General features: G+C 67.7%; 12 protein-coding genes and 1 pseudogene. 7 read left to right on the top strand and 6 right to left on the bottom strand.

Going from position 1 to position 13,074, the window contains the following annotated elements; translation table 11 throughout:
- From JWQ81_RS15070 to JWQ81_RS15055, 4 genes are all read left to right on the top strand, one after another.
- A partial coding sequence (locus tag JWQ81_RS15070; protein WP_297541844.1) for an HNH endonuclease signature motif containing protein occupies positions 1 to 1,001 on the top strand: 1,001 nt, incomplete at its 5' end.
- 492 nt (positions 1,002 to 1,493) lie between these two features.
- Entirely contained in the window at positions 1,494 to 2,288 is a 795-nt protein-coding gene (locus JWQ81_RS15065; protein WP_297541847.1) for an SGNH/GDSL hydrolase family protein, read from the top strand.
- A gap of 92 nt (positions 2,289 to 2,380) precedes the next feature.
- On the top strand, positions 2,381 to 4,033 hold the full coding sequence (locus JWQ81_RS15060) for an acetolactate synthase large subunit (protein WP_297541842.1): 1,653 nt from the start codon (positions 2,381 to 2,383) through the stop codon (positions 4,031 to 4,033).
- A 72-nt stretch (positions 4,034 to 4,105) separates the two neighbouring features.
- Complete coding sequence (locus JWQ81_RS15055; RefSeq protein ID WP_297541840.1) at positions 4,106 to 4,348, top strand: hypothetical protein; 243 nt, start codon at positions 4,106 to 4,108, stop codon at positions 4,346 to 4,348.
- Between the two features lie 45 nt (positions 4,349 to 4,393).
- Here the strand turns inward: JWQ81_RS15055 and JWQ81_RS15050 are convergent, their stop codons facing one another.
- The 3 genes from JWQ81_RS15050 to JWQ81_RS15040 form a co-directional block, all read right to left on the bottom strand.
- Complete coding sequence (locus JWQ81_RS15050; protein WP_297541838.1) at positions 4,394 to 4,981, bottom strand: nitroreductase family protein; 588 nt, start codon at positions 4,979 to 4,981, stop codon at positions 4,394 to 4,396.
- A gap of 66 nt (positions 4,982 to 5,047) precedes the next feature.
- On the bottom strand, positions 5,048 to 6,232 hold the full coding sequence (fahA, locus tag JWQ81_RS15045) for a fumarylacetoacetase (protein WP_297541836.1): 1,185 nt from the start codon (positions 6,230 to 6,232) through the stop codon (positions 5,048 to 5,050).
- A complete protein-coding gene (locus JWQ81_RS15040; protein WP_297541834.1) occupies positions 6,229 to 7,137 on the bottom strand; it encodes a hypothetical protein in 909 nt (302 codons plus the stop codon). Before JWQ81_RS15040 ends, fahA begins: the two co-directional genes overlap by 4 nt.
- A gap of 221 nt (positions 7,138 to 7,358) precedes the next feature.
- Here JWQ81_RS15040 and nhaA point away from each other — a divergent pair, with 221 nt between their 5' ends.
- Positions 7,359 to 9,251, top strand: coding sequence for a Na+/H+ antiporter NhaA (gene nhaA, locus JWQ81_RS15035; protein ID WP_297541832.1), 1,893 nt, complete (start codon positions 7,359 to 7,361; stop codon positions 9,249 to 9,251).
- Positions 9,252 to 9,311: 60 nt separating this feature from the next.
- A complete protein-coding gene (locus tag JWQ81_RS15030) occupies positions 9,312 to 9,704 on the top strand; it encodes a DUF1801 domain-containing protein (protein WP_297541830.1) in 393 nt (130 codons plus the stop codon).
- Positions 9,705 to 9,865: 161 nt separating this feature from the next.
- Here JWQ81_RS15030 and JWQ81_RS15025 read toward each other — a convergent pair whose 3' ends face one another.
- Both JWQ81_RS15025 and JWQ81_RS15020 read right to left on the bottom strand, forming a co-directional pair.
- Positions 9,866 to 10,267, bottom strand: a complete 402-nt coding sequence (locus JWQ81_RS15025) for a pyridoxamine 5'-phosphate oxidase family protein (protein ID WP_297541828.1) — start codon at positions 10,265 to 10,267, stop codon at positions 9,866 to 9,868.
- Positions 10,268 to 10,271: 4 nt separating this feature from the next.
- The gene (locus JWQ81_RS15020; protein ID WP_297541826.1) at positions 10,272 to 11,753 is read right to left on the bottom strand and encodes an MFS transporter; all 1,482 of its coding nucleotides are present in this window, start codon (positions 11,751 to 11,753) and stop codon (positions 10,272 to 10,274) included.
- Between the two features lie 235 nt (positions 11,754 to 11,988).
- Here JWQ81_RS15020 and JWQ81_RS15015 point away from each other — a divergent pair, with 235 nt between their 5' ends.
- Positions 11,989 to 12,375 (top strand): helix-turn-helix domain-containing protein, encoded by a 387-nt coding sequence (locus JWQ81_RS15015; RefSeq protein ID WP_297541845.1) that lies wholly within the window; start codon positions 11,989 to 11,991, stop codon positions 12,373 to 12,375.
- A gap of 490 nt (positions 12,376 to 12,865) precedes the next feature.
- Here JWQ81_RS15015 and JWQ81_RS15010 read toward each other — a convergent pair.
- Positions 12,866 to 13,022, bottom strand: a pseudogene (locus JWQ81_RS15010) (IS5/IS1182 family transposase); the annotation flags it as partial.
- Between the last annotated feature and the right edge of the window lie 52 nt (positions 13,023 to 13,074).

Here is a 13,074-nt window from a genome sequence, read left to right as displayed (position 1 = left end):
CCCGCGGCACCAACTCCTTGTACACCATCGACGGGACAGAGATCCCCGGTGTCGCACCCCTGACCGGGCTCGCCGCACTGGCCGGTGCCCTCACCCCCGCGCATGTGGACGTCATCGTGAAAACGATGACGGCCATCCCCGCGACCGTGTCGGACGAAGACCGGACGGCGGCGGAGAAGATCCTCGTCAACCTCGCCGTTAACGCGTCCCCGGTCGAGGTGAAGAAAGCCGGTGACCGGATCCTCGACACCCTCGACCCGGACGGGCCGGAGCCGAAGGACCCGCCGGAGAGACCGGAGCGGGAGCTGTCGTTCCAGGAACACCGCGACGGCACCGCCACACTCAAAGGCAAGCTCGACAACGTGGCCTACGCGCAGTTGCGGGCCGCGTTGGATCCGTTGGCGAAGCCGCACTCGACGAAAGAGGAAGGCCGCGACACCCGCAGTCAATGGGAACGCCACGCCGACGCCCTCGTCGACCTGGTCCGGCTCGCGATGACCGTGGACGAGATCCCGACTCACGGTGGTGACCGTGTCCATGTGGCGATTACCGTGGACTACGAAACGTTGAAGTCCGGGATCGGGACCGCGATGCTCGACTACGGTGGCATCATCACCGCCGCCGAAGCCCGCATGCTCGCCTGCGACTGCAAGATCATCCCCGCTGTTCTCGGGACCGAGAGCGAGCAGATGGATCTGGGGCGGTCCAAGAGAATCATCACCACAGGGCAACGGCGAAGACTCGTCATGAGAGACCGCGGATGCGCCTTTCCCGGTTGCAACAAACACGCAAAACACACCGAGGGTCACCACATTATTTTCTGGATCCTCGGCGGGCCAACCGACCTGGACAACCTGACCCTCCTATGTGAACGGCACCACCGATTAATACATTGTGGTGGTTGGGAAGTACGAATGGGCGGTGACGGGAGACCGGACTTCATCCCGCCCGCTTATCTCGATCCGCTTCGAAGACCCAGGCGTAACACCCTTCACGTGTAACAGAAAACCGACCCCAGGGCTCGTGAGTGCCGCGACCGGACCACCCGGCCGCGACACTAACGAGCCCTGACTGCATTCCCGGCACAACAGCAACTCGCCGTCGACTTGCGAACCCCCGCAGCACTACTGAATCGGGGGACGGCGGGTACGAATGGAACCGGGCCCAGCAGTCTCAGCGATCACATCGGCACCGGCAGCACCATCGCGTGGCAGGAGCGGCCCTCGGGCCCGGCCACGAATCCCTCGCCGCCCTGGTCCTTGCTTCAGTAGACGGGAGCCGAGCACTACGGTCCGCCTGAACCTTCGTTGCGGTGCCGTCACAACAGCAACTCACCGTCGAGTTGCGAACGCCCATGACGTCACGGATGCGGCGCGCGGATCCGCACCACAGTCCCTCGCCGCCCCCGTCCTTGCTTCAGTCGACGGAAGCCCAGCGCCACGAGCCATACGTTTCATGTTGTTCCCGCCTTCTTGACATGGAAGGCTTTTGGCATGTCGAAGTATCGTCACCTGGCTGCACTCGGAAGCTCGTTCGCGGCCGGTCCCGGGATAGCCCCGATAGTCGATTCTCGTGCTATGCGCTCGGGGCGCAACTACGCGCATGTGCTCGCCGAGGCGCTGAACGCGGAACTCACGGATCTCACTGTCTCCGGTGCCACGACCGAGACAATCGTGGACAAAGAACAGCGGCTGCTCTGGCGGAAGTTCCGTCCGCAGCTGGAGGGGTTGCCTGCGGACGCGGACCTCGTCACCATCACGGCCGGGGGCAACGACCTCTCGTACATCGGCTCGATGCTCCGGCTCGCTTGGGCGAATCGACTTCGTGCGCGGCGCTGGAGTCGTATCATCGGGGATGTCGTCGGCAGGAAGGGGCTTCCGGAGATCGGGCCCGCTGATGTCAAAGGTGCGGCGTCGGGGCTGGCGCGGGTTGTCGAGTCGGTGCGTGCGCGCGCACCGCAGGCGCGCATCCTCCTTGTCGACTACCTGACCGTCATGGGCGACCAGACGGCCTTCACCTCGGAAACCCCATTCGGCCCTGTCGAAGTCGCCGCCTTTCGGGACCTCGCCAAGCAGCTCGCCCTGGCCTTCGGCAACGCTGCCGCGACAACGGGTGCGGAGTTGGTTCGAGCGTCAGAGCTCAGCGCCGACCATGCGCTGGGATCGGCGGACCCCTGGGTTCTCGGCCTTCAACCGTCGCCATTCGGCTCGACGGGGGCGTCGTTCCACCCGAACGCTGCCGGAATGCGCGCGGTGGCGGCGGAGATCCATCGACTGGTCGTGGAATGACGCCTGCTTGGTTCTCAGCCGCAGCCTTACGCAGTTCCTACGGTCTGGCCGTCGTCAGGTGCCCGCCTGAACTTGCGGCTATGGTCGAGGACGTGAACGACTCACGAACCGCGGCCGAGCTGATCGTCCAGTGCCTGGAGAACGAGGGTGTGACCCACATTTTCGGCATCCCGGGCGAAGAAAACATCCGGCTGGTGGACGCGATCTCCCAGTCGTCGATCCAGTACGTACTGACGCGGCACGAGCAGGGCGCCTCGTTCATGGCCGAGACCTACGGCCGGCTCACCGGCAAGGCCGGAGTGTGTTCCGCGACACTGGGACCCGGCGCGATCAACCTGCTGCTGGGCGTGGCCGACGCGACGACGAACTCGACGCCACTGCTCGCGCTGTCCGCGCAGGTCGGTATGAACCGCAGTTTCAAGGAGTCCCACCAGGGCGTGGACCTGCCGGCGATGTTCGCGCCGGTCACCAAGTGGTCCGAGCTCGTCGCGACCCCCGGCGCGGTGCCGGAGATGGTCCGGAAGGCGTTCAAGCTCGCCCAGACCGAGCGGCCCGGCGCCGTCTACCTCGCCGTGCCCGAGGACGTCGAAAAGGCCCAGGTCTCCCCCGCTCTCACGCCGCTGGCGGTCAACGTGCCGCGCCCCGAAGAGCCGTCGCCGGGGCAGATCGAGCGTGCGGCCGCCCTGCTCCGCACTGCCCGCAACCCCGTCGTGCTCGCCGGACACGGTGCCGCTCGCGCCGGCGCCGGGCACGCGCTGCGCCGCTTCGCCGAGGCACTCGGCGTGCCCGTGGCGACCACCTTCCACGGCAAGGGCGTGTTCCCCGACGACCACCCGCTCGCGTTGGGCGCGGTCGGGTTCATGCGCCACGACTACGTCAACTTCGGCTTCGACCGCGCCGACGTCATCGTCGCTGTGGGCTACGAACTGCAGGAGTTCGACCCCGTCCGGATCAACCCGGCCGGCGAGACCAGGATCATCCACATCCACCGCTTCCCCGCCGAGGTCGACGCGCACTACGACGTCGCCGTCGGGCTGCACTCCGACATCAACCGCAGCCTCGACGTCCTCGCCGCAGCCGTGGGCGAGCGCCCCACCACCACCGGCGGCGACGAACGGATCCGCGAGCTCCTCACCGACGAGCTCGCCCGAGGCCGTGCGGACGATCGCTTCCCGCTGGCTCCGGCGCGGATCGTCGCCGACACCCGCTCCGCGCTCGGCCGCGAGGACATCGTGCTGGTCGACACCGGCGCGCTGAAGATGTGGATGGCGCGGCTGTACCCGACCTACGAGCCGAACACCTGCCTGATCTCCAACGGACTGTCCACTATGGCCTGGACCGTGCCCGGTGCCATCGGCGCGAAGATCGCCCGGCCCGACGCGAAGGTCCTCGTCGCCACCGGCGACGGCGCGTTCCTGATGAACTCCCAGGAGATCGAGACCGCGCTACGGATCGGCGTGGCGATGGTCATCCTGATCTGGGTCGACGACGCATACGGTCTGATCAGCTGGAAGATGGACCTCGAGATCGGGCACAACGTCGACACGACGTTCAGCAACCCGGACTTCGTCGCCTACGCCGAGAGCTTCGGCGCGACCGGCTACCGGATCGGCGCCGCGGACGAGCTCCTGCCGACCCTGCGGACGGCCCTCGCCGCGGACACCGTCTCGGTCATCGCCTGCCCGGTCGACTACTCGGCGAACCTGGAGCTCATCGAGTCCCTCGGTGACCTCGAGCTGTCCTGAGCCGGGCCGTATAGGTCGTTTGCCCACGAGGATGGGCCAAATCGCGCGCACCCTGGCCGCCAGCGTCTGCTCGTGCGGCCCTTCGTCGACGGCGGCCGGCGCGTTGTCGATCCGCCGGTCGCGCAGCGCGATGACGGCTTGCGTGAGCAGGTCGTCGGCACCGTCGAAGTGGTAGAGCAGCACCTTGTGCGTCGTACCGGCCGCCCGCGCGGCACGGCGCAGCGAGAAGTCGACCAGGCCGTTGACCGCGAGGTCGTCCGTGACGCTCTCGAGCAGTTCCCGGCGCCGCGCTTCGAACCCGCCGACCGCCGGTAGCCTGCCCGCTCCGGGCGGCCACCGTCAGCTTCGGCGGTCACATCCTCAGCCCCACTGTCCATAGTGGACAACCTCTTCGACGGAACGGCGCCGCCTGGTGATCGCCGAGCTGTAAGAGGCCGGCTTGTCCTCCGCGCTGTGGCCGATCGCGATGGGGCCGATCGGGTCGAAAGAGTCGGGAATGCCGAACTCCCGCCGGAACTTCCCGACGCCCTCGGGCGCGATCCCGAAGTACAGCGCGCCGAGCCCTTCATCGACGACGGTTTGCAGGATCAACAGCGCCGCCATGCCCCTGTCGATGTACCAGAACGGCACGGGCCACCGAGCTTCGTCGCGGTCGGTCCAGCCCTTGTCCTGCTCGGCATAGCGGTTCAGGTAGGTGTCCTTGTTGGCGAAAGGCACGATGACCAGCGGGGCCTTGGTCACCCCGTCTGCCGCCCAGAGGTCCGGCAGCGCCCAGAACCGCGCGAGGTCGGGCCCGCGGAGAACCAGGAACTCCTGCCCCTGCGAAAACCCGGCGGACGGCCCGCGCCGCGCGTTCCGCAGGATCCGCTGCAGGCTCTCCTCGGACACGTCCTCATCGGTGAACTCCCGCACCATCCGGCGACGACGCACCACGTCCTGGAACTCCATTGACGATCAAACCCCTTCCAGATCAGCGTTTCGAGATCAGCACTGTGAGATCAGCACGCTGTGAGATCAGCGCTGCGCTTCGGTGGCAGGCAGGACCCGGCCGGTCACCGAGCCGAACCCGATCCGCGTGCCGTCGGTGCCGGGCGCGGTGGCCGTGATGGCGACCTCGTCGCCGTCGAGCAGGAAGGAGCGTTGCTCACCACCGACGTCGACCGGCTCCGCGCCGCCCCAGGTCAGCTCGATGAACGCGCCGCGCTGGTTCTTGTCCGGCCCCGAAATCGTGCCCGAAGCGTAGAGGTCGCCGGTGCGGGACACCGCGCCGTTGACGGTCAGATGCGCCAGCATCTGGGCTGGTGACCAGTACATCTCGCGGTACGGCGGGCGGGTGACCTCGTGGCCGTTCCACGCGACCGACAGGTCGACGTCCAATCCCCAAGGTTCATGCTCTCGCAGGTACGGCAGCGGCTCGGGATCCTGTATCGGGGTGGCGACGCGCGCCGCGGTCAGCGCCAGGAGCGGTACGACCCACGGCGAAATCGACGTCGCGAAGCTCTTGCCGAGGAACGGGCCGAGCGGGACGTACTCCCACGCCTGGATGTCGCGTGCGGACCAGTCGTTGACCAGCACCGCCCCGAACACCCGCCGCTCGAACTCCTCGATCGGCACCGCCGAACCCAGCTCGGAGCCGGTGCCGACGATGAACCCCAGTTCGGCCTCGATGTCGAGCCGCCGGCACTCGCCGAACGTCGGCGCCGGCTCGGCGGGGGCCTTGCGCTGCCCGCACGGGCGCACGATGTCCGTGCCCGACACCACGACCGTCCCGGCTCGGCCGTGGTAGCCGACGGGAAGGTGCTTCCAGTTCGGCATCAGCGGCTCGGAGTCCGGCCGGAAGAGCCGGCCGAGGTTGGTGGCGTGGTGCTCCGACGCGTAGAAGTCGACGTAGTCGGCGACCTCGATCGGCAGGTGCATCGTCACGTCCGCCACCTCGTGGACGGCCTCGGCAGGCACGTCGCCGGAGACGAGCTCGGTGATCCGGCGCCGGGTCGCGACCCAGTCTTCGTGGCCGCGGCTCATGAACGCGTTCAGCGTCGGCCGGGTGAACACGTCGTCGCCGAGCAGCACACCGAGGTCGATGACGGAATCGGCGACCCGCGTGCCGACCCGGGGCTCGGTGCCGGGCGTCGAGAAGACGCCGTAGGGAAGGTTGGCAAGCCCGTACAACGAATCCTCGGGGATGTCGACCTTGGTCATTCAGCTGCTCCCAGCATCGTGGACGGGACAAGACCGAGCTCGATCAGCTCGGCCAACGGTTCGAGGACACTGCAAGTGCCGAAGGAGCGGAACAGGCCGCGGACCGCCGGACCGTCCACAGCGGACACACCGGCGGCGATGACGTCGGGGTCGCGCTCGGCGAGCAGCGCCCACACCTGGTCGGCTCCGGCACCCGCGGCGGCGGCTTCGGTCGCGAGCAACAGGTTCAGGAAACCGTGCTGCTCGAAGCCGGTCTCCGGATCGGTGTTGCGGATCGCGTGGTGCAGCCCGGCAGTCGCCTTGAACGGCACGCCCGCGTCGACGACCGCACGGATCGCCGAGGCAAGTTCGGTTTCGTCGGGATACAGCTCGGCTTTGACCCCGCCGGTGCGGAACTTGGCGCGGTAACCACCGCGGGCGCAGTGCGCGATGGACTCGGGGCGGCGGTCGTCACGGGGGATCTCGACGAACACGGTTTCGGGTTCCCGGCCGGCGCACGCGCTTTCGAGAGTCGTGAAGAACTCAGCTGGGCTCATCTCGCTCGGCATGGCCACTTCCACGCCGTGCAGTGTCACCAGCAGCTCCCCTGCCGCGGCGAACGCCGCGGGCAACGTCGCCGGCCCGGCTGGGGCGGTGATCGTGACATCCAGGTGCCCAGACTCCAGGTGCCGAGAGTTCAGGTGCACAGGGTCGAGGTGCCCAGACTCCAGGTGCCCGGAGAGTTCGCCGAGCGCGGACACGGGCAGGATCAACGGGCCGACCAGCTCCGCGAACGGCGAGCCGCGATACCGCAGGTGGTGCGACACGGCGTCGGGCAGCGGGGCCAGACCGGGCGGGAACACCGCCGCGTCATCGCACAGACCGCGGCAGAACTCCGGTAACCCGGTCCCGTCGGGCACCGCCATACCGGACTCCTTCCACGCCGAAGAGGACACTCCCACAGGCTAGAGCACGTCAGCCGCGCCGGGCCTCGGTCACGCAGTGCTCTCGGTCATCAAGTGCCCCCCGGCGTAGATCTCCCCTGAGTGATCATATTTACCAGACCGGCACGAGCGCCCCGGGTGGCCTCGGGGGCCGGCAGCGGGAAGACTGCAGCAGCCCGCCCCGACCTGGCAGGAGGCCCGCGGTGACCGAACCCCCGGCGGATTCCGGCTACACCGCCCAGACCGAGCGCGTACGCGAAATCCGGACGCCGTGGCGGCTGTTCCTGCGTACCGAGACGGGCAGCGCGGCGGTACTGCTCGTGGGCGTCCTCGCCGCGCTCGCGTGGGCCAACATCGACCAGGCGTCGTACGAGGGTTTCTGGAACACCCAGCTTTCGGTGCGGCTCGGCGCCCATGGGGTGTCGCTGGAGTTGCGGGACTGGGTCAACAGCGGACTGATGACGGTCTTCTTCTTCGTCGTCGGCCTGGAGGCGCGCCGCGAGTTCGACATGGGCGAGCTGCGTGAGCGGCGCCGCGTCCTGCTCCCCCTGCTCGCCGGGACCAGCGGCATGATCGTCCCCGTCGCGATCTACCTCGCGTTCAACGCCGGCCACGGCACGACCCACGGCTGGGGTGCCGCGATGTCCACCGACACCGCGTTCGCGCTGGGCATGCTCGCCCTGCTCGGCTCGCGGCTGCCGACCGGGCTGCGCGCGTTCATCCTGTCCGTCGCCGTCGTCGACGACTTCGTCGCGCTGGTCGTGATCGCGGTGGCCTACAGCGAGCACGTCGAGCTGCCGGCGCTGCTGGTGGCCGTCGGGATCCTCGGGGTGACCGTGGCCGTCCGGGCCGGTGGTGTGCGACGCGGCGCGCTGTACGTGCTGCTCGCGGCCGGTATGTGGACGGCGTTGCTGGAGTCGGGGATCGATCCCGTCGTCTCCGGTCTCGCGATGGGCCTGCTCACGCCCGCCTACCCGGCCGCCCGCAGCGACCTCGAGCGCGCGAGCAGCGTCTTCCGGCTTTTCCGCGAGCAGCCGACCCCGGAGCTCGAGCGGTCCGCGCGCCGCGGGCTCGCCTCGGCGATCTCCCCCAACGACCGGCTGCAGCGGATGTACCACCCGTGGAGCAGCTATGTGATCGTGCCGCTGTTCGCGTTCGTCAACTCCGGCATCCGGATCACCGGCGACGAGCTGTCACGGGCCTTCACCTCGCCGGTCACCCTCGGCATCCTGTGTGGGCTGGTGCTGGGCAAACCGATCGCCATCCTGGGTTCGTCGTGGCTGGCCGGCCACTTCAGCCGCGGACGGCTCCGGCCGCCGGTGGGCTGGGGTGCGACGGCGGCCGGCGGCACCATCGCCGGCGTCGGCTTCACGGTGTCGCTGCTGATCGCGACGCTCGCTTTCACCGGGGACCGGCTGGACGAGGCGAAGATCGGCATCCTCAGCGCGCTGGTCTGCGCCTTCGCCGTCACCAGCGCGGTCACCGGGGTGATCTGGCTGCTGCCCAAGCGGCGACGCACACGGGCGCTGCTCGGGACCACCGAACTGCTCATCGACCTGACCGTGCCGGTGGATGCGGAGCAGGACAAGGTGCGCGGCCCGATGGACGCGCCGATCACGGTCGTCGAGTACGGCGACTTCGAATGCCCCTACTGCGGGCGCGCCGAGTCCGTCCTGCGCGCCCTGCTCGCCGACTTCGGCGATGTCCGGTACATCTGGCGTCACCTGCCGCTGACCGACGTCCACCCGCAGGCCCAGCTCGCCGCCGAAGCCGCCGAGGCCGCGGCCGAACAGGACGCTTTCTGGGAGATGCACGACCTCCTCCTCGCCCACCAAGACGACCTGCGCACGCCGGATCTGTTCCGCTACGCCGGGGAACTCGGGCTGGACATCGAATCCTTCGGGCGGCACCTGCAACGCCACCAGGGCGCAGCGCGCGTGGCCTTGGACGTGGATTCCGCCGATCTGAGCGGGGTTTCCGGCACGCCGACGTTCTTCATCAACGGCAGGCGCCACCGCGGCGCCTACGACATCGCCCACCTGTCCGCGGCCGTCCGCGCCGCCCGGCAGCGGGCCGCGCTCGTGCCGCCTGACTGACGGATGTCGAAATCAGGCGAACGGCTTCTACCTACCGGGTAAGACCGAAGGAGGCTCACCATGACCTACACCGCCGATCCCCGCGTCGACGCCTACATCGACGTCCTGCCCGACTGGCAGCAGGCCATCTGCCACGAGGTCCGGGAGCTGGTCCACGCCGCCGACGACGAGGTCGTCGAGTCGATCAAGCGCACGGTCCAGCCGTATTTCGTGCTACAGGGCAACGTCTGCGCCCTGCTGGCGGCCAAGGACCATGTCAACGTGTTCCTCTACGACGGCGCGATCGTGCCCGACCCGGCGGGGATCATCACCGCCGGGCACGGCAACAAGACCGCCCGGACCGTGTCCTTCCGCGAAGGCGAACCCATCAACGCACCGGCCCTGACCGCCATGTTTCGGCAAATCATCGCCAACAACCGGGCAGGCGGCTGGCGCAAGCTGAAGGACTCGTGAGGCGTGTTTCAAAGGTGATGACGCCGGTCATGCCGCCCCCGGGTTGCACCGAACGGCGCGGAAATGGCAATTCCCTCGTGTCACCACCGGATGGGGGACGGTGACGACACGAGGGAATCACGGCACCGCCTCGGAACGGTGCCTATGGAGGCGGCGCCGGGTCAGTGCTGGCCGAGCACCCGGTCCACCTGAATTTCGATCACGACCAGCCCGAGCAGGTCGGGTGGCGGCGACTGGTAGCGCTCGGTGTACCTGCGCGCCCCCTCAGCCACCCGAGCCGGCTCGGCAGAGACCGTCGCAGGCCCCTCCAGTGTGACCCAGCGATAGCCGACGAGTTGACAGGCCGTGGCCCTGGCACCCGGGCGCTCGCTGATGTTGCGTGCCTTGCGGCGCGAACCCACCGTCATGACCCGTACCAGCCCGGCGTCGCGATCCCAGGTGAAGCGAACCGGAGCCACGTGGAAAGAGCCGTCGGGTCGGCACGTTGTCAGTGTGCAGAGCGCGTTCTCCGTGAGAAAGTCCTGAGTGGACTGTGAGAGGAGCGGCGCCATCGCCTGAGCCACCGCGCTAGGCAATCGGTGCCGTGTGGTGCTCGGACGCCCGCAACATGGGCAGCATCAGCGCCATCAGCAGACCGACCACGGCGAACCCGGCTCCGACCAGGAACGCCTCCTGGAACACGCTGGCCCGTGCCGCCAAGATACGGACTGGATCGGTGCCCGCCGCTTTCGTCAGCGCCGGAACCCGGCTGAACACGATGGTCGCGACCACGGCCACGCCCAGTGCGCCACCCGCCTCCTGGCTGGTGTTGATCAGGCCCGCGGCCAGCCCGGAGTCCTCCTTGCGGACCCCGCCGAACGCCGCGACCTGGATCGGGACGAACGCCAGCCCCAGCCCCAGCCCGCTGATCAAGAACGCGGGCAGGATGTCCACCGGGTAGCTGGCGTGGACGGGCATCCGGGCCAGCAGCAGCATGCCGATCGCGGCGAGAGCGAGACCGACGAGAAGCACCGGCTTAGCCGCCACCTTGCTGACCAGCCCCTGCGAGACACCGGCGCCGACGGAGATGATGAGGGCGATCGGCACGTACGCGAGACCCGTCTTGATCGGTGAGTAGTCCAGCACCTGCTGCATGTACAGGCTGGCGAAGAAGAACAGCGTGACCAGCGTGCCGAGCATGAACACAGCGGTGATGTTCGCGGTGCGCATCGTCCGGAGCTTGAAGATGGCCAGCGGGATCAGCGGTGCGCTGGTCCGGCGCTCGATCATCACGAAGCTGAACAGCAGAACGACGACGGCAGCGAGACAGCCGATGGTCTTACCCGACGCCCAGCCCCAGCTGATGGTCTGACCCAAGGTGTAGATCAGCAGCACGAGGCCGGCGGTGAGCACGACGGCACCCGCGGTGTCGAACTTGCCGCGCTGGGCGGTGTCCCTGCTCTCGGGCACGATGAGCGGCGCCAGTACCGCGGCGGCCACGCCGATGGGCACGTTGATGAAGAAGATCCAGCGCCAGCCGGGGCCTTCGGTGAGCAGACCGCCGAGGATGACGCCGGCGACGGATGCCACACCGCTGATACCACCCCACACACCGAGTGCCTTGGTGCGCGCGGGGCCTTCGGCGAAGGTGCTGGTCAGCAGACTCAGCGCCGCCGGGGCGATGAGGGCCGAGCCGAGGCCCTGCGCGCCTCGCGCGACGATCAGCATCAGCGGCCCCTGGGACACACCCGCCGCCAGCGATGCCAGGGCGAACACGACCAGACCGGCCTGGAGCATGCGACGACGGCCGAACCTGTCGGCGAGCCGTCCACCAAGGAGGAGGAACCCACCGAGCACCGTTCCGTAGGTGGTGACGACGTACTGCAGGAACGTCTCGGTGATGTGGAGTTCGCGTTCGATCGTCGGCAGGGACACGTTGACGATCGACACGTCGAGGAATGTCATGAACCCGGCGATACACAGGAACGTCAGAACAAGTCCAGGGCGGCTGACCGCCGTGTTCGACGCTCCCGGCCTCGACGGTCTTGCTGTCGACTCTGAGGTAGACATGCGGCTTTGACTCCCAGGTAAAAGTGGCCACTCAGGTGGCAGTGATCAAGGTGGGCATGATCGATCGACGCTCCCGCCCGACCCGGGTGCCGGCGGGAAGCACGGGCGGCCAGTGAGCCTTCCGTACGTTGTCGTCGCTGCGATAAGAAGACGCTAGCATCGCGGGTATAGTAGGTACCTAGAGGAAAGTAATGAGCTGGGGAGGTTGGAAGTGAGCGAACCTGTCATCGAGGCCATGTCGACGCACACCGACGCGGAGCAGGCGTGCCCTATCAGTTCGGTGGTCGACATCGTCTTCAGCCGCTGGACCACGCCGATCCTCTGGACCCTGAACGAGTTCGGCCTGCTGCGGTTCGTCCAGCTGCAACGCCATATCGGCACCATCACACCGAAGGTGCTCACGCAGCGGCTCAAGCAGATGGAGCGTGACGGCCTCGTGCGGCGCACCTACCACCCCGAGGTGCCTCCGCGCGTGGAGTACGAGATCACCGAACTGGGGCGAAGTCTCGCGCCGTTGTTCTCCACCCTGGCCCAGTGGATGTCGTCGAACCTGGCCAAGGTCGAGCAAGCCCGTCTCGACTTCGACGCCGCCGGCGCCGCCCGGCCCGGCCGGCGCTCCTGAGGGCTCTTACACGACAACTGTTCGACCGGCGAGGCCCGGAAGGGCCGACTTCGTCGTCGCCACGGCACAGGATCCAGCCCACGAGGATACCGACACGATTCGCCTCCATCGGCGACCATGTCGCACGGTGTCGTTCCGGTCTCACACAGGCTCGACAATCCGGATCCAAGTCCGTCCCATAATTAGTTGCACTAACACATCGAGGAACGAAAGTGGAACACTTATCACCGAGCGTCGCGGACCTGTCACTCGTCCCCATACTTTCCACCTCGATAGCGACTCCACTCGCGTGTAACCTTCACGAAACATCATCAAGGGACATCAACCCTGAAATCGACGACAAGACGCTCCTCAGCAGCGCGTTTGTCGCTATTTAGCACAGCACCACGTAAGCCCGCACAGACGACGACAATCCGCGGACAAAATGGGGTACGATTTTGTGGCGTTGAATTACCGAGTCACATGCTGGGGGGATGTGGGTGTCGTCGAGGAACCACCGCAACACCAGCGCCGCCTGCTTGTACGTCCCCAGCGCACGGGTTCCCTTACGGGTACCCCGGCGCACCCCGCTCGGCATGCAGCAGCGCGGACAGGAAGCGGGCACTGTCCTCAGACACGTCCAGGACCGCCTCGTATGCAATACTCATCAGGCGCAGAACCTCTATGAAGTTGATCTCGGAAGGACCATCTTCATACCGA

The organism is Amycolatopsis sp. (assembly GCF_025464955.1).
In the GTDB taxonomy this organism is placed as follows: Bacteria; Actinomycetota; Actinomycetes; order Mycobacteriales; family Pseudonocardiaceae; genus Amycolatopsis.
The sequence above is the reverse complement of the archived record's forward strand: the minus strand, read 5'-3'. Positions and strand labels throughout refer to the sequence as shown.